Genomic DNA, 21132 nt, shown 5'->3' with positions numbered 1-21132 from the left:
AAACAGGTGATGACTTGTCTGTTGGATTACGCTATACCTAAATCGTGACATCAGGGCGTTTTCCATCTCCATTGCCACCACTTTACTTTTCAAAAATTAAGACGTCAATACTTCTAGACGTCTATATGTCTTTGCTTATAGCCTTAAATCCCGCTAAAATTCAGCTTTCCTAATTTTTCTTTATACAGATGACAATAACGAAGGTGCGCAATGGCAGACTGGAATGGTGAATACATTAGCCCATACGCGGAACATGGCAAGAAAAGTGAGCAAGTCAAGAAGATCACCGTATCTATTCCGCTGAAAGTATTGAAGGTGTTAACAGACGAACGTACTCGCCGCCAGATCAATAACCTGCGCCATGCGACGAACAGTGAATTGCTGTGTGAAGCGTTTCTGCACGCGTACACCGGTCAGCCGTTACCGACTGATGAAGATTTGCGCAAAGACCGTCCGGACGAAATCCCGACTGAAGCCAAAGCGATCATGACCGCGATGGGCATCGAATTTGAGGCATTTGACGACGAGTAAGCGTCACCTCATCATCACCGGAAAGAAAAAAGGTTGGCCATCGCCAACCTCTTTTGTGTGTCGCTATGGGGCGACTTACCCTGCCATGTAATTGTCTGGCATCGCGATGCGCGCCACACCTGAATCCACCGCGGCCTGAGCAACCGCTTTGGCTACGCGTGGTAGCAGGCGAGAGTCCATCGGTTTTGGAATGATGTAATCTGGACCAAACTCGAGTTTCTCCACTCCGGCCGCGGTCAGAACTTCTGCTGGCACCGACTCTTTGGCCAGTTCACGGATAGCGTCAACCGCAGCCAGTTTCATCTCGTCATTGATTTCGCTGGCACGAACATCCAGCGCACCACGGAAAATGAATGGGAAACACAGCACGTTGTTGACCTGGTTCGGGTAGTCACTGCGACCGGTACCCATGATCAGATCCTGACGCACCGCGCGCGCCAGCTCTGGTTTGATTTCCGGATCCGGGTTGGAACAGGCGAAGACCACTGGCTTGTCAGCCATCAGTTCGAGCGCTTCCGGTGACAGCAGGTTCGGACCTGACACGCCGAGGAACAGATCGGCACCTTCGATCACGTCTTCCAGGGTGCGTTTGTCGGTGTTGTTGGCGAACAGTTGTTTGTATTCGTTGAGATCATCACGACGGGTATGAATCACACCTTTACGGTCCAGCATGTAGATCTTCTCACGCATGGCGCCACATTTGATCAGCAGCTCCATACACGCCACGGCCGCCGCGCCAGCACCGAGACACACAATCACCGCGTCTTCCAGTTTTTTGCCCTGCAGTTCGATCGCGTTGAGCATACCCGCCGCGGTGACGATGGCGGTGCCGTGTTGGTCGTCGTGAAAAACCGGAACATCACAGCGTTCGATCAGACGTTTTTCAATCTCAAAACAGTCCGGCGCTTTGATGTCTTCCAGGTTGATGCCGCCAAACGTGTCGGCAATATTAGCTACGGTGTCGACAAATTCGTCGATCGTGCGGTGTTTTACTTCAATATCAATCGAATCAAGGCCAGCAAAGCGTTTAAACAGCAGGGCTTTACCTTCCATAACAGGTTTCGATGCAAGTGGTCCCAGATTACCCAGGCCAAGAATTGCTGTTCCGTTGGAGATCACAGCGACCATGTTGCCTTTGGCGGTGTACTTGTACACGTTATCGGCATTCTGGGCGATTTCACGCACCGGTTCCGCAACGCCCGGGCTGTATGCCAGCGCCAGATCTTTTGCCGTTTCGGCTGGAGTGGTGAGAGCAACGGAAATTTTTCCCGGCGCAGGAAACGCATGATAATCAAGCGCTTGTTGACGCAGCTGTTCTTCGGGGGTCAATTCTTGGCGATTGTCGTCGGACATAGGTGTAGGTACTCACTTTAATAATTGTTAGAAATTCAATCGGGGAAATAGTCCATTCCACCTCGAAAGCGTTTCGTCGGCGACAAAAAACAGCATATTGCGCTGGGAAGCAACAGGTGGTTTGGGTCTTCATTCTAATGGATGTGATTAGAACTTCCTAGGCAGGATTGCGAGTCATGTCATTAAAACCCTGCAAATTGCCGCTGATAAGACCAGCTCAAAGAGTAATCACTCGCGCTGTTGCGGTGGCGATGGATTAATCTCCGGTAATGGACGGGTATTTCGGAATATCGTTGCTGGAGGAGAAAAACAAAAGAAGAAGCGGCTGATCAAAAAAGGACGCCGTAGCGTCCTTTTTCATATTCGGCATGAAGAAGTGATTACTTCTTGCTTGATAGAGCACCGAAACGCTTGTTAAAGCGATCAACACGGCCGCCAGTATCAACGATACGTTGCTTACCAGTGTAGAATGGGTGACATTTGTCACATACGTCCAAGTGGATTGACTCTTTAGCCAGAGTTGAGTTGAACTCAAAAGAGTTACCGCAAGAACAAGTCGCTTTAATTGCTTTGTATTCTGGGTGGATACCAGCTTTCATGGGAGAACCTCAATATTGGGCCGTGTCGCTATCCGAATCGGAGCCGGACACCACACGTAGTTAAAAAAACACAGTTCGGATACCGCTGTCGTATGACAAGCCATATCCTAAGGCGCGATATAGTAATGAATCACTCGGGACGGATCAACTGATTTTGTGCGAAATCTGCCACTTTTTTATACGATTCTGTGGTCCTGGCGGGCAGGGAGCCGGAGGGATCACGGCTAGCCTTCCCCGGTTGATTCTTTTAGACTGTCCCTCTTCCCTCATTTGTCGTTAAAGCTGAAATTTATGCGTCCATCCATTGCTCGAGTTGCGCTTCCTGTTCCGTTGGATAAGCAGTTCGACTATTTGATCCCCAGCCATCTGTTTCCTGTGGTCGGCGGGCGTGTCTCGGTGCCGTTTGGCCGTCAGACGCTGGTGGGGATTGTGACGGCGATGGTCAATGAATCCAGTTTCCCACGCGAACAACTCAAACCGCTCAAAGCCGTGCTGGATTTGCAGCCAGTGTGGCCGTCTAACCTTTATGCGCTGCTTAACTGGTGTAGCCAGTTCTATCAGTACCCACTTGGCGAAACGCTGAGTAATGCCCTGCCGGGGGCATTGCGAAAAGGCAAAGCGGCGGATTTTGCATCACTGGTGGAGTGGCGCATGACGGAAGCCGGCAAAAATCAGTTACTCACCGGTTTTGGCCGGGCGGTGAAACAGGCCCGGGCGATGCAGATGCTGGAACAAGGGGCGGTCTCTCATCAGCATTTTATAGATGAGGAGATCGCTACCAGTGTATTACGTACACTGGAAGAGAAGGGCTGGATTGAGTCGCATGAACACAAGCCCCAGGCTCAGCCCTGGCCGGCAGAAGTGGAAGCCGATGTCGATAAGCCGAAGCTGAACGCCGAGCAGGCGGTGGCGATTGCAACCGTCAACAGCACCCCCGGCTTTGGGTGTTATCTGCTGGAGGGGGTAACCGGGTCCGGCAAGACTGAGGTTTATCTCAATCTGATCAAGCCTGTACTGGCGCAGGGGCGTCAGGCGTTGGTACTGGTACCGGAAATTGGTTTGACACCGCAAACCATTAACCGTTTTCGCAAGCGCTTTAATGTGCCGGTTGCGGTGATGCACTCTGGCCTGAATGACACTGAGCGCCTCAATGCCTGGCTGGCCGCGCGTGACAAGATGGCCGGGATTGTGATTGGTACCCGCTCGGCGCTGCTGACGCCGTTCGCCAACCTCGGGATTATCATTGTTGATGAAGAGCACGACGTCTCCTACAAACAACAGGACAGCTTGCGCTACCACGCCCGCGATGTGGCGGTGATGCGAGCGGCCAAAGAGCAGATCCCGATCATTTTAGGCTCTGCGACTCCGGCACTGGAAACGCTGCACAATGCGCTGAGCGGCAAATACCACCACCTGACACTGACCCAGCGTGCCGGCGTGGCAACCGCGACCACGAACAAGGTATTGGACGTCAAGGGGTTGTATCTGGACAGTGGCCTCTCGGCACCGCTGATGGCAGAGATGCGCCGTCATTTAAGCGCAGGGAATCAGGTGATGCTGTTTCTTAACCGGCGCGGCTTCTCGCCTGCGCTAATGTGTCATGAATGTGGCTGGATTGCGGAATGCCAACGCTGTGACGCCTATTACACCTTCCACCAGTACAGCAGTGAAATCCGTTGCCACCATTGTGGTTCACAACGACCAGTGATCCATCAGTGCCAGGGCTGCGGTTCCACACATCTGGTGACCGTCGGAGTTGGCACCGAGCAATTGGAGGCCAAACTGGCGGAACTGTTTCCGGAGTACCGGGCGATCCGGATTGACCGTGACAGTACTCGGCGAAAAGGCAGCCTGGAGAGTGCGCTGGAGGCTATCCGCAAAGGGGAGTATCAGATCTTGATCGGGACGCAGATGCTGGCCAAGGGACATCACTTTCCGGACGTGACCTTAGTAGGTTTGCTGGATGTGGACGGTTCGCTGTACAGCAGTGACTTCCGTGCTTCCGAACGTCTGGCGCAGCTGTTTATTCAGGTCGCCGGGCGGGCGGGGCGGGCGAGTAAACCCGGTGAGGTGGTGCTGCAGACTCACCATCCGGAGCACAGCCTGTTGCAGGCGCTGGTGCATAAAAGCTACGCGGATTTTGCTCAGACAGCGTTACAAGAGCGCAAAACCGCGCAACTGCCGCCTTATACTTTCCTGACGCTGCTGCGTGCTGAAGCCAACCAGGCTGAACTGGTTGAGGACTTTTTACGCCAGGTACGTCATACCCTGGAGGCCCATCCTCTGTTTGATGACTTGTGTCTGGTGCTGGGGCCGACGCCAGCGCCGCTGGCCCGCCGTGCGGGTAAGTCACGTTGGCAACTGTTATTGCAAACTCAAACCCGCTCCCAGATGCAGAAATTGCTCGCCAGCGCCCGGCCGGCGATTGAGCTGCTCCCGGCCGCGAAGAAAGTGCGCTGGTCACTGGATATTGATCCACAAGATTTAAGCTGATGTCACTGCGGCGCTGGAAATCGTCAAAGCGACCGAAATGAGGTAAACGTTTGCTTTATAGCGGCACGGCGTGCGTTTCTTGTTATCGGTTTGTGATTGAGGTCACGAACGTGATGAAATAATTGTTAATCTGCCCGTAACTTTATGAGCAGAAATGAATAAACTAGGGTGTGTTCATGTGGAAACGTTACGCAGGTCAAAAATTATAACGCGTGACTTCCGTATGCGAAAAACCGATTGCAGCACACAGTCACCGAGCAGGTACAAACCTGCCGCTCAGTTACATTAACAACGTAGGTGTGGTCAGTCCGCACGCAAAGGAATTGAAGAGGGTTAATTTTTATGGCGACAATGAAGGATGTTGCCCAGCTCGCAGGAGTGTCGACAGCAACCGTTTCAAGGGCGCTGATGAATCCGGAAAAAGTGTCTTCATCCACAAGGAAGCGGGTTGAAGAAGCGGTACTGGAAGCTGGCTATTCACCTAACTCTTTGGCGCGAAATCTTCGTCGAAACGAATCCAAAACCATCGTCGCGATTGTGCCTGATATTTGCGATCCGTATTACACCGAAATTATCCGCGGTATCGAAGATGCTGCAATGGAGCACGGATACCTGGTCCTGCTCGGAGACAGCGGGCAACAGAAAAAACGTGAGTCCTCGTTTGTGAATCTGGTGTTCACCAAACAAGCGGACGGCATGCTGCTGCTGGGGACCGATCTGCCGTTTGACGTCAGTAAGCCCGAGCAGAAGAACCTGCCGCCGATGGTGATGGCGTGTGAGTTTGCGCCTGAGCTGGAACTGCCCACAGTGCACATCGATAACCTGACTTCGGCGTTTGAAGCCGTGAACTATCTGACTCAGATGGGACACAAGCGCATTGCACAAATCTCCGGGCCGGAACATGCGTTTTTGTGCCAGTTCCGTCATCAGGGCTACCAACAAGCACTGCGTCGTGCTGGCATTGCGATGAATCCGAGTTACACCATCAGTGGGGATTTCTCGTTTGAAGCCGGCGCCAAAGCGGTGCGCACTTTGCTGGCTTTGCCGGAGCCACCGACCGCGATTTTCTGTCACAACGACACCATGGCGATCGGTGCTATTCAGGAAGCCAAGAAACTGGGGACCCGAGTACCTCAGGATCTGTCGGTGGTGGGTTTTGATGACATCACCTTTGCCCAGTATTGCGATCCGCCGCTGACGACCATTTCTCAGCCAAGGTATGAGATCGGCCGCCAGGCGATGCTGATGATGCTGGAGCTGTTACGTGGCCATGATGTGCACGCCGGCTCTCGCTTACTGGAGACCAGCCTTGTGATCCGCGACAGCGTCGCACCGCCCATGTTGCGCTGAATGATTCTCCGGTAAAATCCTGTGATATTCGCTGTGGTTTTACCGGATGTCATTCCACTCTGTTATCTGCCGACAATCTGAATTACCATGTGGGCAGATTTGTTAACCTTGATGTATAACAGTGGCAAATAGAGATTATGTAAAACGTGGCCGTGGCACCAACAACAAAAAAGCTCCGGCCCGCAAAAAACAACCTTCCCGTGGTAAACCATGGCGCAGCGGCTTACTGGCTATCGTGCTGGTGAGCGGTTTTGGCTATGGGTTGTACACTTTGAGCAACGATCCGGAGCCGCCGGAACCAACGGTTACGCAAACCGCCACAACGGTGAGCAAACCGAAGTCGTCGGAAAAAGTCCTGCCTCCACCACCGGAAGAGCGCTGGGACTATGTCGATTCTCTGCCGAAACGTGAAATTGAAGTTGAAGCCAAAGAGCTGCAGGTGTCCAAAATTCCTTATGTGATGCAATGCGGCGCGTACAAGCAGCAAGGTCAAGCGGAAGAGCGTAAGGTCAACATTGCTTTTCAGGGGCTCAACAGTAAAGTGGTCAAACGACCGAACAGTAGCTGGTACCGTGTGGTGCTCGGACCTTACACCACCAAACGCGAAGCGGTGCGCGATCAGCACAAGTTGCAGCGTGCGAAAATTGAGCCGTGCATGATATTCCGCGAAAGCGAATACTGAATCTCTTCTCTCTGTCCCCGGCCTTGTCCGGGGACAGACGTTTTCGGCACCAGGCCAACCTCGCCCCTTGATTTCCTCTATGCTTAACCTCATATAAAACGTAACTCCCAGTGAAATAAATATGAGGCCCTACACGTGACTACTATCGTTTCTGTACGTCGTAATAATAAAGTGGTTATCGCGGGTGACGGACAAGTCTCTCTTGGTAATACCGTAATGAAGGGTAATGCACGCAAGGTGCGTCGTCTGTACAACAACAAAGTGTTGGCGGGCTTTGCCGGCGGTACCGCCGACGCGTTTACGCTGTTCGAGCGCTTTGAAAGTAAGCTGCAGATGCACCAGGGCCATCTGACCAAAGCGGCGGTGGAACTGGCCAAAGACTGGCGCAGTGACCGGGCGCTGCGTCGTCTGGAAGCGATCCTGGCGGTGGCGGATGAAACTGCGTCGCTGATCATCACCGGTAACGGGGATGTGGTCGAGCCGGAGCACGATTTGATCGCCATTGGCTCTGGTGGCAATTTTGCCCAGGCTGCGGCTGTCGCCTTGCTGGAAAACACCGATCTGGGTGCGCGCGAGATCGCCGAAAAAGCCCTTAAGATTGCTGGCGATATCTGTGTGTTCACTAACCATAATCAGACTATCGAAGAGCTCGATATCCCGGCGGATCACGCGGCGGAATAACCTAGATAGTGTTGCGATAAAGAATTGAAGGAATTCCCTATGTCTGAAATGACTCCACGCGAAATTGTCCATGAACTGAACCGTCACATTATCGGTCAGGAAAATGCCAAGCGCTCAGTAGCGATTGCGCTACGAAACCGCTGGCGCCGGATGCAACTGGAAGAAAGCCTGCGTGTTGAAGTGACGCCGAAAAATATCCTGATGATTGGCCCGACCGGGGTGGGTAAAACGGAGATTGCCCGTCGTCTGGCGAAGCTGGCGAATGCGCCGTTCATCAAGGTCGAAGCGACCAAATTCACCGAAGTCGGTTACGTGGGTAAAGAGGTGGAAACCATTATCCGGGATCTGACGGATGTGGCGGTGAAAATGACCCACCAACAAGCGATGGAAAAAGTGAAATTCCGCGCGGAAGAGCATGCGGAAGAGCGAATTCTGGATGCTTTGTTGCCTCCGGCGCGGGATGCCTGGGGACAAAATGAGCAAAGTGAAGATCAGTCTCACACGCGTCAGGTGTTCCGCAAGAAATTGCGTGAGAACAAGCTCGACGATAAAGAGATCGAAATTGATGTCGCGGCGCCGCAGATGGGGGTGGAGATCATGGCTCCTCCGGGTATGGAAGAGATGACCAACCAGCTGCAAGGCATGTTTGCCAACCTCGCCGGTGACACCACCAAAAAGCGTAAGATGAAAATCAAAGACGCGCTGAAAGCCCTGACTGAAGAAGAAGCGGCCAAGATGGTCAATCAGGAAGAGCTGAAAGAGCAGGCGATCTACAACGTAGAAAACCACGGTATCGTGTTTATCGATGAGATCGATAAGATTTGTAAGCGTGGGGAAAGCTCTGGGCCGGATGTGTCTCGTGAAGGGGTACAGCGTGACCTGCTGCCGCTGATCGAAGGCAGTACTGTGTCAACCAAGCATGGTATGGTTAAAACCGACCACATTCTGTTTATTGCATCAGGGGCATTCCAGGTCGCTCGTCCGTCGGATCTGATCCCGGAACTGCAGGGGCGTCTGCCTATCCGAGTTGAATTGGAAGCGCTGTCGAGCGATGACTTTAAGCGTATCCTGACAGAGCCGAAAGCCTCGTTGACGGAACAGTACATCGCGCTGATGAAAACTGAAGATGTGAACGTTGAGTTTACCGATGATGGCATCAAGCAAATTGCTGAGGCGGCCTGGCAAGTGAACGAAACCACCGAAAACATCGGTGCTCGTCGTCTGCACACGGTGATGGAGCGTCTGATGGATGAAATCTCGTTTGATGCGACTGATAAACCGGGCAGTAAGGTGACCATTGATGCCAGCTATGTTCAGGCGCGTCTGGGTGAGTTTGTGGAAGACGAAGATTTGAGCCGTTTCATTTTGTAAGCGAGTGCGAACGATGCAAAAAAGCCGACCAGAAGGTCGGCTTTTTTATGTCGGTCAGGCGTTAAATCATAAAGATAAACACCACCGCCAGCGCCGAAATAATGCCGGCAAAGGCGTAGCAAGCGATCTTACCGACTACGCCGGTGTGAAATTGCAGGTCATGCATACCGTGGTGAACTCGGTGCATGGCATGCCACATCGGCAGCGCTAAGGTGGCGATGATAAACAGCGCACCGATAATGCTGGTGGCAAAACTGCTGACCCGCTCGTAGCTCAGCGCATCGGCCTCAATGACCCCAAGTGGGGCCAGAATCCCCAATACCAGAATGGTCACCGGCGTGATCATGGCAAACCAGGTGCCGCCCGCACCAAACAGGCTCCACCAGACCGGTTCGTCAGAACGTTTGGGTGAACGGTTGACGTGATAACTTGTGTTCATATGCAACGCTCCTTACACGATGATGAGTACGATCAGGGAAATGAAGGCCACTGCCGCCCACTGAGCCAGAACGATGAGTTTCTTATCCACCGGTTTGCCACCAAGACGGATGGGCATCACCTGTGGCATCATGCTGAAAAACGTCTGGGCATGGAACAGGCTACCGGCCAGCGCGACGATGTTGATCGCGACCACCACTGGATTGGCCATAAATGCCAGCCAGCTTTGCCAGGCTTCCGGTCCTTTCACCAAGGTTCCAAGACCGACGGTCAGGAACAGCGTAAACAGGATCAGCGGCAGTACGGTGGCTTCACGCAGCATATAGAAGCGGTAAAACGGATGGTCTTTCCACCAAGTGCGTTTCATTTCACGTACGTACGGTTTACGGTTACTCATCCTTATGCCTCCTCTTTGGCGGGTGTGCCGTCTGGTTTGAGCATCGCGATCACAAAGTCCATGGACGAGGCCACTTTGCCTTGGTTAACCGCCGCGGCCGGGTCGACATGTTTAGGGCACACCTCAGAGCAGTAACCGACAAACGTACAGCCCCAGGCCCCGTTTTCTCCATTGATCAGCTTCATTCGTTCCGCCTGGCCATTATCACGGCTGTCGAGGTTGTAACGATGAGCCAGAGTCAAGGCCGCCGGGCCGATAAATTCCGGATTGAGACCGAACTGAGGACATGCTGCATAGCACAGACCACAGTTGATACAACCCGCGAACTGTTTGTATTTAGCCATCTGCTCTGGAGTTTGCAGGTTGGTCCCGTCTTCCGGTTTGCGATCGTTACCGATGATGTAAGGTTTGATCGCTTCCAGGCGTTCGATGAACGGGGTCATGTCGACGATCAGATCTTTTTCAATCGGGAAGTTGGCCAGCGGCTCAATTTTGACCCCGTTCGGGTAGTCACGCAGAAAGCTCTTACACGCCAGTTTAGGCACGCCGTTGACCATGATGCCGCAAGAGCCGCAGATGGCCATCCGGCAAGACCAGCGATAGGAGAGATCTTTGTCGAGATGATCTTTGATATAGCCAATTGCGTCGAGGACCGACATGGTTTCATCAAACGGTACTTCAAAGCTTTGCAGATGCGGCTCTGCGTCTTTTTCCGGGTCGTAGCGCAGAATGTCGACTTTCTGAATTCTGTTTGCGGACATTAGGCCTGCTCCTCTGAGTTCGTTGCTTGAGCCTGCTTAGCGGCTTCCTCGGCCGCAGCTTTCTCTGCCGCTTCGCCGTACAAACGGGCTTTAGGCTGAGATTTCGTGATGGTTACCTTGCTGTAATCAATGCTTGGCGCTGTGCCATCATTGAAAAATGCCAGCGAGTGTTTGAGGAATTGGTCATCGTCACGTTCAGTGCAGCCTTCATCGAGGCGCTGGTGAGCGCCGCGTGACTCGGTACGCAAAATCGCTGAGTGGACCATGGCTTCGGCGACTTCGAGGCCATAACCGACTTCTATCGCGTACAGCAGGTCGGTGTTAAACACTTTTCCTTTGTCTTTGATGCTGATGTGCTTGTAACGCTCTTTCAGCTCGGCCAGTTTCTCAATCGTTGCCTGCATCAGATCTTCCTGACGATAGATGCCGCAACCCGCTTCCATGGTGTGACCCATTTCAGTGCGGATATCCGCCCAGTTTTCGTCACCTTCCTGATTCATCAGTGCCTGAATGCGTTCTTCCACCGCTTTGACCTGAGCGTGGATAGCGTCGTCATTCCAGCCGTTAAACTGCGCGGCGCGTTTGACGGCATTTTCACCCGCCACGCGACCAAAGACGACAAACTCGGCCAGAGAGTTCGAACCCAGACGGTTGGCACCATGCAGGCCGACAGAGGCACATTCACCCACGGCAAACAGACCTTTGATACGTGTTTCACACTCTTTGTCGGTTTCAATGCCCCCCATGGTGTAGTGCACGGTCGGGCGAATCGGGATTGGTTCTTTGGCGGGGTCGACGTTGACGTACGCTTTGGCCAGCTCACAGATGAACGGCAGACGCTCTTGTAAGTACTCTTCACCGAGGTGGCGTAAGTCGAGGTGGACGACATCCCCCAGCGGGTGTTTGATGGTGTTGCCTTTTTGCTGTTCATGCCAGAACGCCTGAGAGACTTTGTCGCGTGGCCCCAGCTCCATGTATTTGTTTTTCGGCTGACCAACCGGGGTCTCCGGGCCCATGCCGTAATCTTGGAGATAGCGGTAGCCGTTCTTATTGACGATGATACCACCTTCACCCCGGCAACCTTCGGTCATCAGGATCCCGGTACCTGGCAGACCGGTGGGGTGGTACTGGACAAATTCCATGTCACGCAGTGGTACGCCATGACGGTACGCCATCGCCATGCCGTCCCCAGTCACGATGCCACCGTTGGTGTTACAGTGGTAAACGCGGCCCGCGCCGCCGGTCGCCAGGACCACGGATTTGGCTTTGATGGTCACCAGTTCGCCTTCCGCCATATGGATGGCGATCAGACCCTGAACTTCGCCCTCATCAACAAGCAGATCCACCACAAAGTATTCGTCAAAACGTTTGATGTTGCTGTACTTCATGGATGTCTGGAATAGGGTGTGCAGCATGTGGAAACCGGTTTTGTCGGCCGCGAACCAGGTGCGTTCAACTTTCATGCCGCCAAAACGGCGCACGTTGACTTCACCGTTTTCTTTGCGGCTCCACGGGCAACCCCACTGTTCCATTTGGATCATTTCGCGGGTCGCGTTTTCGACAAAGTATTCAACAACATCCTGTTCACACAGCCAGTCGCCACCGCCAACGGTATCGTTGAAGTGGTTGTCCAGGCTGTCTTCATCCTTGATAACTGCTGCGGAGCCACCCTCGGCAGCGACCGTATGGGAACGCATAGGGTAAACTTTAGAAATCAATGCGATCTCTAAGTCCGGGTTTGCTTCAGCCGCTGCAATAGCAGTACGAAGACCGGCGCCGCCTGCGCCGATGACTGCGATATCTGTGGTGATAGTTTGCACAGTTATCCTCCAGTGTATGAATGCGGAAAATCCGCTTGTTATTGTGAGTGGGGATTTCCCCAAAAGTGGTAGGGTTAGTGTAGGAGAGGATGGTGTCAGAAAAATTGATGTATTTAGGTTTTTCCTCCGGAAATGCATACAAGGGCATAAAATTTACAGGTTATGTGATAGCTATCACGGCAGGGAGGTATCTGTTCGTAAGTTACCGTTATTCCTAGTGTTAATCATTTGTTGCCAGTGAAAATCGATGTCAATAAGTGGCAGGGAAATCGTATTGATATTTGTTTGTAGTACGTAAAATGGTTGCCTCATGGTAGAGAAAAAGCCACTTGCATTGGCGGACAAAACTGCTAATTTGCCCGCCAGCGATGCATTATTGAGGACACAGTAAAATGCAACCCAATTGGCAACCGACCGCCACTGTTGAGCAGTTAAAACAACGTGCGCATTTGCTTAGAGACATCCGCCAATTTTTTCAGCAGCGCGACGTGCTGGAAGTGGACACCCCGGCCATGAGTCACGCCACGGTGACAGACATTCATCTGCATACATTTCAGACTGAGTTTGTTGGCCCGGGGTATGCGAATGGCCGCAAGCTGTATTTTATGACCAGCCCTGAATTTCACATGAAGCGTCTGCTGGCGGCTGGCAGTGGTTGTATTTACCAGATTGCGAAAGCGTTTCGTAACGAGGAAAGTGGTCGTTACCACAATCCGGAATTTACCATGCTGGAGTGGTACCGGGTGGGCTTAGATCATCATCAGTTGATGGACGAAATGGATCAACTGCTGCAATTGACGATAAAGTGCCACGCTGCCCAGCGCATGACCTATCAGCAGGCGTTTTTGCAGGTGCTCAAGGTGTGTCCGCTGGAAGGCAGCATGGCGGATCTCAAAGCCGTAGCGACCACGCTGGGGTTAAATGATATCGCTGAGCCAGAGCAGGATCGGGATACTCTGTTGCAACTGCTGTTCAGTATCGGGATTGAGCCAAAAATAGGCCAGCAGGCACCGGTGTTTGTGTACGACTTTCCTGCCTCGCAGGCCGCGCTGGCCAGAGTCAGCCCGGCAGATCGCCGCGTCGCGGAGCGGTTTGAAGTCTATTTCAAAGGGATTGAGCTGGCGAATGGCTTCCATGAGCTGGATAACCCTCAGGAGCAATTGCGCCGCTTTGAACAGGATAACGCCAAGCGTATCGAGTTGGGACTGTTGCCTCAGCCGATTGACCACCATCTGATCGCGGCACTGGAAGCCGGCTTACCGCCATGTGCGGGTGTGGCATTGGGGATCGATCGCTTGATTATGCTGGCTCTTAACTGTGACCATATTGATCAGGTCACCGCGTTTCCTTTCCCGCGCGCGTAAACGCGTAAAAGAGATTGGTACCTCAATGCTGTGATTCTAAGCTATAAACAGTGGATGATGAGTGTCGTATGTTTAGTACTCAGAGTCCGTAGTTACACAGATGAGTATAATTAACCTATCTCGGATTCCGGTACCTTAGCTCTCGCCTCGGCGGGCTATCCTCGTTATACTTCGTGACTGAATTCAACGTGGGCTGAACATGTCAGCCCTTTACATGCAAGAGCACAGAATATGCAAGAGTACTTCGAGTTTTTTCAACAAAATATGATTCTTTCGCTGGCATGGGCGGGCTTAGTGATTGCCCTTATCATGAATATTATGAAGTCAGTGAGTGCCGCTTATAAAGAGGTCTCGGCCTCACAGGTTACGGAACTAATGAATCGCCACAATGGTGTGGTGGTGGATATCCGTACTAAGGACGAGTTCAAAAAAGGTCATATTACCGATGCGCTTCACATTTTGCCGTCGGACATCAAAGCGGGTAACTTAGGTAGCCTTGAAAATCATAAATCTGACCCAATCATTGTGGTATGCAAAACCGGCCAAACTGCGCAAGAAAGTGCAAACTTGCTGGCCAAAGCGGGCTTTGAACACGTCAATCTGCTTAAGAACGGTCTGATTGCATGGAATGAAGCGAACCTGCCGTTGGTTCGTGGCAAAAAGTAATTCCGGCTCGGCTCCCGCCTTGCATGCATTGATATGAGAGACGCTGTCTAAAAAGGCAGCGTTTGCCTGCCAGAGATGTGATGCTTTCCACGTAATGGTTGCTTCATCTGGTCATGGTAACGTCTCTCCGTTAGTCTGATTCCAGACTCGATATTACAGAATTTTTAAGGATTAAAACCATGGCTGAAGCAGCACCACAACAAGACGCACAGAACTTCGCAATTCAACGTATTTTCCTGAAAGATGTGTCGTTTGAAGCGCCGAATTCACCAATCATGTTCCAGAAAGAGTGGAACCCGGATGTGAAACTGGATCTCGACACACAAAGCCGTGAGTTGGGCGAAGGTGTGTACGAAGTTGTGCTTCGCTTGACGGTAACAGTGAAAAACGAAGAAGAAACGGCGTTTCTGTGTGAAGTTCAGCAAGGTGGTATCTTCACAGCGGAAAAAATGGAAGCCGGTCAACTGGCGCACTGCTTAGGCGCGTTTTGTCCAAACATCCTGTTCCCATACGCACGTGAGACTATCTCCAGTCTGGTCGTAAAAGGCACATTCCCGCAACTGAACCTGGCGCCAGTCAACTTCGATGCGCTGTTCATGAACTACCTGCAGCAGCAAGCGCAGCAAGAAGGTCAGGCGGAAGCCTAATCACGCGATACAGACGCTGAGTTAAGCTAGCTTGGCGCCGCAGTAAGCAGATTAAAATGCACAAAGTATCGGTTTAAAGCGATGCGTTGTGCATTTTTTGTTTATTATTCAATAAAGACTTGAGTGGATAAATCGATGACAGAGTCACAAGCGAATAATGTGTACGGAAAAGAGATCGCCATGACCGTGCTGGGAGCGGGCTCCTATGGTACCTCCCTGGCCATTTCTCTGGCCAGAAATGGTGCCAATGTGGTGTTGTGGGGGCATGATCCCGAGCATATGGCGCGTCTGGAAGCTGAGCGCGCTAACCATGCCTTTCTGCCTGATGTGGCCTTCCCACCGTCACTGATAATCGAAGCGGATCTGCGTAACGCGGTGCAGGCCAGTCGTGATCTGCTGATCGTGGTGCCCAGTCATGTGTTTGGGATTGTACTGGGTAACATCAAGCCGCATTTGCGCTCAGACACACGCTTGTGCTGGGCAACCAAAGGGCTGGAGCCGGAAACGGGGCGTCTGCTGAAAGAAGTGGTGCACGATGTACTGGGTGAAGGTTATTCGCTAGCAGTATTGTCCGGTCCGACGTTTGCTAAAGAGCTGGCGATGGGATTACCCACGGCCATTTCGGTAGCATCACCGGATACCGAGTTTGTGCGTGACCTGCAAGAAAAAATCCACTGCAGTAAGACCTTCCGTGTGTATGCCAACGATGATTTTATCGGCATGCAGCTGGGCGGAGCAGTGAAAAACGTCATTGCGATTGGCGCAGGCATGTCCGATGGGATTGGTTTTGGGGCGAATGCCCGTACGGCACTGATCACCCGAGGTTTGGCGGAAATGTCACGCCTGGGCGCGGCACTGGGGGCCAAACCTGAAACCTTCATGGGCATGGCAGGATTGGGTGATCTGGTGCTGACTTGTACAGACAACCAATCGCGGAACCGCCGCTTTGGCCTCGCGCTAGGGCAGGGAAAAGACGTCGATACGGCGCAACAAGAGATTGGCCAGGTAGTCGAAGGTTACCGCAATACCAAAGAAGTCTGGTTGTTGGCCAGCCGGATGGGTGTTGAGATGCCGATAGTTGACCAGATTTATCAAGTATTGTATCAAGGTAAAGATGCCCGCTTAGCCGCACAGGATTTGCTGGCGCGCGATAAAAAAGCGGAAGGGAAATAGACACACGTAAAACGCCCGCTGTGGGGACGATGACGGCATATCGTCACGCAGGCTGGGTGGTCGGGAACGAGTATGAAACATTGCGAAAAACAGAGGGTGTGGAAAGCGATCGTGCAGGAAGCGCGCGAGCAGTCTGAGCAGGAGCCCATGCTGGCCAGCTTTTACCATGCCACCATCATTAAGCACGAGAGTTTGGCCGCCGCATTGAGTTACATCCTGGCGAACAAACTGAATACCGCCTCCATGCCTGCCATGGCGGTACGCGAGGTTGTTGAAGAAGCGTTTAACAGCGACTCGTGTATCACCGAAGCGGCCGCTTGTGATATCTGCGCAACGGTGAACCGTGACCCGGCAGTGTCGATGTATTCCATGCCATTGCTGTATCTCAAGGGATACCATGCTCTGCAGGGCTATCGGGTGGCCAACTGGTTATGGAAGCAAGGCCGGATTGCACTGGCGACGTATTTTCAGAATCAGATCTCGGTGGCGTGTCAGGTGGACATCCATCCGGCAGCTCGCATCGGCCGTGGGATCATGCTCGATCACGCGACAGGAATCGTCATCGGTGAAACGGCCGTGGTGGAAGATGATGTGTCCATTTTGCAGGACGTAACGCTCGGTGGTACGGGGAAAGAGTGTGGCGATCGACATCCTAAGATCCGTGAAGGGGTGATGATTGGGGCTGGGGCGAAAATTCTTGGCAATATTGAGGTCGGAGAAGGGGCGAAAATTGGTTCTTGTTCGGTGGTGCTCCAGCCAGTGCCGCCACATACGACAGTCGCCGGTGTACCCGCTAAGATTGTTGGAAGGCCCAAAACGGATAAACCGTCATTGGATATGGACCAGCAGTTCAATGGTCGCTCGCAAAGTTTTATTGGCGGCGACGGGATTTAAGCCGTAGACAAGATAACCAGGCGCACCACTGAGTGCGCCTTTTTGTTGTGGCTGAGCCACAACAAAAAGGGAAGGCCGAGCCTTCCCTTAAACCGTTAGCCGGATGTCAGCTTAACGCGTCCAGCTCCGCCAGCACTTCATCAGCCCAGCTGATCCACGCTTTGCGCACCAGCAGGTTGCGACGCAGTGTTAAGCGTTCCAGACGCTGATGCTTGTCCAGGGTAGACGGTGTGGAGTAGTAAGCCGCTTCGATTTCCTGATAATGGGCAACCAGTTTACGTGATTCTTCGACCAATTCCGCCAGTTGAGCTCGGAATGGGTCAGCCGCTTGCACAGAACAGGCCATCAGTTTGGCAGAAAATTCATCGCGTACGGTCGGATGAGCGGTCGGTTGATCGAACCATTCACCCAGCGCACTTCGGCCGGCATCTGTAATAGAATAAACCTTACGATCTGGCTTGCCTTCCTGGGGCTCTAATATACAGGTCACCAGACCATTTTGAGCCATTTTGTTCAGCTCGCGGTATACTTGTTGGTGGCTGGCTTTCCAGAAATAGCCGATGCTGGCGGAAAACTCTTTAGTGATATCGTATCCGGTGGCATCTCGTGTGCTCAGAACAGTAAGGATAACGTGTGGTAATGACATGTCTTCAATCCAAATGGTCAATAAACTCAAAAAACAACTGTTCGAGTTACCGTTGTGCTTCTAAAGGCACTTCATCATCAGTTCACTCAAACAACGCCAACATCAATGTTGGTCATGTCACCTTATAAGCCGTTTATCACCTAGATCGATATGTAAATCGAAGACTGCGGATATATGGGTATGATTGTGTTCCCGCAGAGGGAAACTAGTATATCTAAATAATAAGCATAAAGTAGAATAGATGGACAAAATTGCCCAAAAAACTGACAAAACACTCAATATTAATTTGTAAGTAGTTTTAAATTCTTAAATGTTGGTCTTAATTGACCTTTTTGTGAATTTTTATGCTCTCATAAATGAGTGTGTAAGCAGAATAAACAAAAGGCCAACGTGATACGTTGGCCTCGAATTTATACTTGTGGCGGATGAATTCGCCAGTTTAACCGGTGTTACGCATACCAGCGGCAATCCCGGCAATGGTGACCATCAGCGCATCTTCCAGCTCTGGTGACGCGGTTTCTGTCTGTCTTGTCCGGTACAGCAGCTCTGCCTGGAGCATGTTGAGTGGCTCAACGTAGATATTTCTCAGACGAATGGATTCCAGACCCCAAGGATCGCTTTGCATCAGGTTTTCGTTGTTCTCAACATTGAGCACGGCTTTGATGTCTTTTTGCAATTGCGCGCGCAATCGGTCTCCGAGTGGCAGCAGCGCCGGATCGGCCAGTCGTTGGTCGTAGTAACGGGAGATCTCGGCGTTACACTTCGAGTAGACCATTTCCAGCATACCTAAACGGGTTGAGAAGAACGGCCACTCACGACACATTTCTTCCAGCAGTGCCTGGTGGCCCTGGTCGATTGAATACTGAATCGCTTCGCCGGCACCGAGCCACGCAGGCAGAACCAGACGGTTCTGGCTCCAGGAGAAAATCCAGGGAATCGCACGCAGGCTTTCCACTCCACCCTTCGGGTTGCGCTTCGCAGGGCGTGAACCCAGCGGCAGTTTGCCCAACTCCAGTTCTGGAGTCGCCTGGCGGAAGTAGGGGACAAAGTCCGCTTCGCCACGTACCACACCGCGATAGGCTTCACAGCTGACTTGCGACAACACTTCCATCAGATCGCGCCACTCTTGCTTTGGCTCTGGCGGTGGCAGCAGGTTGGCTTCCAGTATGGCGCTCGCGTACAGATTAAAACTGTTGACCGCGACATCCGGCAGACCCAGTTTAAAGCGAATCATCTCGCCCTGCTCGGTAACGCGCAGGCCGCCTTTGAGGCTTTTCGGAGGCTGAGACAGCAGGGCCGCATGCGCTGGTGCGCCGCCACGGCCGACTGTTCCTCCCCGGCCGTGGAACAGCGTCAGTTCCACGCCTTCGGCCTCGGCCACTTTGACCAGGGATTCCATCGCGTGGTACTGAGCCCAGCCTGCCGCCATCACACCGGCGTCTTTGGCTGAATCGGAGTAACCGATCATCACCATTTGGTGGTTTTGAATAAAGCCGCGATACAGATCGATGCCCATCAACTGTTGAATCACCGCTTCAGCGTTGTTCAGATCGTCCAGCGTCTCAAACAGTGGGCAGACATCCATGCGGTATGGGCAGCCAGCTTCTTGCAGCAGCAGGTGTACGGCCAGAACATCAGACGCCGTGCGCGCCATGGAAATTACATAGGCGCCAAAGGCTTCTCGGGGCTGAACGGCGATGATTTTACAGGTATCGAGCACTTCCTTTACCGGTTCAGATGGCTGCCAGTCGAGTGGAAGCAACGGGCGCTTCGAGGCCAATTCATTGGTCAGGAAGGCAATTTTATCTTGCTCGCTCCATTGATCGTAGTCGCCGATACCAAGGTAACGGGTCAGCTCTGACAGTACCTCAGAATGACGGGTGCTTTCCTGGCGGATATCAAGGCGAACCAGATGGACGCCAAACGCTTTCACCCGGCGCAGCGTGTCCAGTAGTGAGCCATCGGCAATCACGCCCATCCCGCATTCGTGCAGAGACTGGTAACAGGCGTAAAGTGGTTCCCACAGCTGATCCACTTTTTGCAGCGGGGCTTTCACCGCCAGTTTTTGGCCATGGATTTTGGCGTCGAGGATCTCTTTGGTTTCGTTCAGCAGGCTACGCAGCTGTTTCAAAATGGCACGGTAAGGCTCGTGCTCGTCGTCACCCGCCAGCGCGCGTACGGCGTCGTTGCTCTTGGTCATCGACAGTTCGCTGATCAGCTCATTGATGTCAGCCAGGTAGAGATCGGCGGCTTTCCAGCGCGACAGCAGCAGCACTTCGCGGGTAATGGTGTGGGTGACAAACGGGTTACCGTCACGGTCGCCGCCCATCCAGGATGAGAAATGCACCGGACGTGCATCAATCGGCAGTCCTTCACCGATGTAGTGGCTCAGGCGTTCATCCAGCTCGCGCAAAAAGTCCGGCACGGCGTCCCACAGCGAGTTTTCGACCACCGCAAAGCCCCATTTGGCTTCGTCCAGTGGGGTTGGGCGCTGTTTACGGATCTCATCCGAGTGCCAGCTTTGGGCAATCAATTGATCAAGGCGACGCTCTGTTTTATGCCGCTCTTTCGGAGCAAGGTCGCTCAGCTCAAGCTTGGAGAGGCATTCGTTAATCTTGACCAGCTTATTGATCATGGTCCGACGGGTAATTTCGGTTGGGTGCGCGGTCAGGACCAGCTCGATGTTCAAATCCCGAATGGCCTGCGCAGTGTCCAGCTTACTGATGTCATTTTGGGTCAGTTTGTTGAACAGGGCATTGATGGCGTCCGGTTCACACACGTGTTCTTCACAATGACGTGAAATGGTGTGGTATTGCTCGGCGATGTTGGTCAGATTCAGAAATTGGTTAAAGGCGCGTGCAACCGGTGTTAGCTGCTCATTCGGCAGACTTTTTATCTCTTCGATCAGGCGCTCTCGGTCTTCCTGACTGCCTGAGCGGGCAGACTTGGAAAGTTTACGAATCGTTTCTACTTTCTCTAAAATAACGTCGCCTTCAGCGTCGCGAATGGTGTTACCAAGCAGATGGCCCAGCATACTTACGTTACTTTTGAGCGCAGCGTATTTTTCGTTCATTGTCTTCCTGCCTTGAAAAAAAATTACATCCAATGTTCCTTATTAGACACCCAATCTAGCTAAAAATATTGCTCGGAGTCAAATAAAGCCGCTTAAGTTTGCAATTATTACGCGTATCCGTCGCGATGTATTCAATTCGTCATTTTGTCGGAATATGTTGAAAGTTAATTACAAAAAAGTCTGCCAGACGACA

At 52.4% G+C, this 21132-nt stretch carries 19 protein-coding genes; 11 read left to right on the top strand and 8 right to left on the bottom strand.

Annotated features, from left to right (window positions below):
• Positions 1-210 precede the first annotated feature (210 nt).
• Positions 211-531, top strand: a complete 321-nt coding sequence (gene metJ, locus VPR01S_RS06700) for a met regulon transcriptional regulator MetJ (protein ID WP_021704543.1) — start codon at positions 211-213, stop codon at positions 529-531.
• A 75-nt stretch (positions 532-606) separates the two neighbouring features.
• On the opposite strand, the gene VPR01S_RS06695 is transcribed toward metJ, so the two are convergent.
• Positions 607-1884 (bottom strand): malic enzyme-like NAD(P)-binding protein, encoded by a 1278-nt coding sequence (locus VPR01S_RS06695; RefSeq protein WP_021704542.1) that lies wholly within the window; start codon positions 1882-1884, stop codon positions 607-609.
• Between the two features lie 380 nt (positions 1885-2264).
• Entirely contained in the window at positions 2265-2483 is a 219-nt protein-coding gene (gene rpmE, locus VPR01S_RS06690; RefSeq protein ID WP_021704541.1) for a 50S ribosomal protein L31, read from the bottom strand.
• Between the two features lie 291 nt (positions 2484-2774).
• On the opposite strand from rpmE, the gene priA reads away from it, so the two are divergent.
• The 5 genes from priA to hslU all read left to right on the top strand — a co-directional run bounded on the left by priA (position 2775) and on the right by hslU (position 9060).
• Positions 2775-4976, top strand: a complete 2202-nt coding sequence (priA, locus tag VPR01S_RS06685) for a primosomal protein N' (RefSeq protein WP_021704540.1) — start codon at positions 2775-2777, stop codon at positions 4974-4976.
• A gap of 342 nt (positions 4977-5318) precedes the next feature.
• On the top strand, positions 5319-6326 hold the full coding sequence (gene cytR, locus VPR01S_RS06680) for a DNA-binding transcriptional regulator CytR (protein WP_021704539.1): 1008 nt from the start codon (positions 5319-5321) through the stop codon (positions 6324-6326).
• A gap of 121 nt (positions 6327-6447) precedes the next feature.
• Entirely contained in the window at positions 6448-7008 is a 561-nt protein-coding gene (locus VPR01S_RS06675) for an SPOR domain-containing protein (RefSeq protein WP_021704538.1), read from the top strand.
• 135 nt (positions 7009-7143) lie between these two features.
• A complete protein-coding gene (hslV, locus tag VPR01S_RS06670; protein WP_021704537.1) occupies positions 7144-7689 on the top strand; it encodes an ATP-dependent protease subunit HslV in 546 nt (181 codons plus the stop codon).
• A 39-nt stretch (positions 7690-7728) separates the two neighbouring features.
• Positions 7729-9060 (top strand): ATP-dependent protease ATPase subunit HslU, encoded by a 1332-nt coding sequence (gene hslU, locus VPR01S_RS06665; RefSeq protein WP_021704536.1) that lies wholly within the window; start codon positions 7729-7731, stop codon positions 9058-9060.
• Between the two features lie 61 nt (positions 9061-9121).
• On the opposite strand, the gene frdD is transcribed toward hslU, so the two are convergent.
• From frdD to frdA, 4 genes are read right to left on the bottom strand one after another with little or no spacing between them, the layout of a single operon-like run.
• Positions 9122-9499, bottom strand: a complete 378-nt coding sequence (frdD, locus tag VPR01S_RS06660) for a fumarate reductase subunit FrdD (RefSeq protein ID WP_021704535.1) — start codon at positions 9497-9499, stop codon at positions 9122-9124.
• 12 nt (positions 9500-9511) lie between these two features.
• A complete protein-coding gene (gene frdC / locus VPR01S_RS06655; protein WP_021704534.1) occupies positions 9512-9895 on the bottom strand; it encodes a fumarate reductase subunit FrdC in 384 nt (127 codons plus the stop codon).
• 2 nt (positions 9896-9897) lie between these two features.
• Complete coding sequence (locus VPR01S_RS06650; RefSeq protein ID WP_021704533.1) at positions 9898-10656, bottom strand: succinate dehydrogenase/fumarate reductase iron-sulfur subunit; 759 nt, start codon at positions 10654-10656, stop codon at positions 9898-9900.
• The gene (gene frdA / locus VPR01S_RS06645) at positions 10656-12476 is read right to left on the bottom strand and encodes a fumarate reductase (quinol) flavoprotein subunit (RefSeq protein WP_021704532.1); all 1821 of its coding nucleotides are present in this window, start codon (positions 12474-12476) and stop codon (positions 10656-10658) included. The genes VPR01S_RS06650 and frdA overlap by 1 nt, the downstream gene beginning before the upstream one ends.
• Positions 12477-12868: 392 nt before the next feature.
• Here frdA and epmA point away from each other — a divergent pair, with 392 nt between their 5' ends.
• From epmA to cysE, 5 genes are all read left to right on the top strand, one after another.
• Positions 12869-13840, top strand: a complete 972-nt coding sequence (gene epmA, locus VPR01S_RS06640) for an elongation factor P--(R)-beta-lysine ligase (protein ID WP_021704531.1) — start codon at positions 12869-12871, stop codon at positions 13838-13840.
• Between the two features lie 231 nt (positions 13841-14071).
• Positions 14072-14506 carry a rhodanese-like domain-containing protein gene (locus VPR01S_RS06635; RefSeq protein ID WP_021704530.1) on the top strand — a complete coding sequence of 145 codons (435 nt, stop codon included), beginning with the start codon at positions 14072-14074 and terminating at the stop codon, positions 14504-14506.
• Positions 14507-14685: 179 nt separating this feature from the next.
• Entirely contained in the window at positions 14686-15153 is a 468-nt protein-coding gene (gene secB, locus VPR01S_RS06630) for a protein-export chaperone SecB (RefSeq protein WP_021704529.1), read from the top strand.
• Positions 15154-15288: 135 nt separating this feature from the next.
• Positions 15289-16326 carry an NAD(P)H-dependent glycerol-3-phosphate dehydrogenase gene (gpsA, locus tag VPR01S_RS06625; protein ID WP_021704528.1) on the top strand — a complete coding sequence of 346 codons (1038 nt, stop codon included), beginning with the start codon at positions 15289-15291 and terminating at the stop codon, positions 16324-16326.
• 72 nt (positions 16327-16398) lie between these two features.
• Entirely contained in the window at positions 16399-17220 is an 822-nt protein-coding gene (gene cysE, locus VPR01S_RS06620; RefSeq protein ID WP_021704527.1) for a serine O-acetyltransferase, read from the top strand.
• Between the two features lie 106 nt (positions 17221-17326).
• Here the strand turns inward: cysE and VPR01S_RS06615 are convergent, their stop codons facing one another.
• Positions 17327-17866 carry a PadR family transcriptional regulator gene (locus VPR01S_RS06615; protein WP_021704526.1) on the bottom strand — a complete coding sequence of 180 codons (540 nt, stop codon included), beginning with the start codon at positions 17864-17866 and terminating at the stop codon, positions 17327-17329.
• A 439-nt stretch (positions 17867-18305) separates the two neighbouring features.
• A complete protein-coding gene (gene ppc, locus VPR01S_RS06610; RefSeq protein ID WP_021704525.1) occupies positions 18306-20939 on the bottom strand; it encodes a phosphoenolpyruvate carboxylase in 2634 nt (877 codons plus the stop codon).
• Between the last annotated feature and the right edge of the window lie 193 nt (positions 20940-21132).

The sequence above is a fragment of the Vibrio proteolyticus NBRC 13287 genome, from assembly GCF_000467125.1.
GTDB lineage: Bacteria > Pseudomonadota > Gammaproteobacteria > Enterobacterales > Vibrionaceae > Vibrio > Vibrio proteolyticus.
This window is presented reverse-complemented; position numbering and strand designations above follow the sequence as displayed.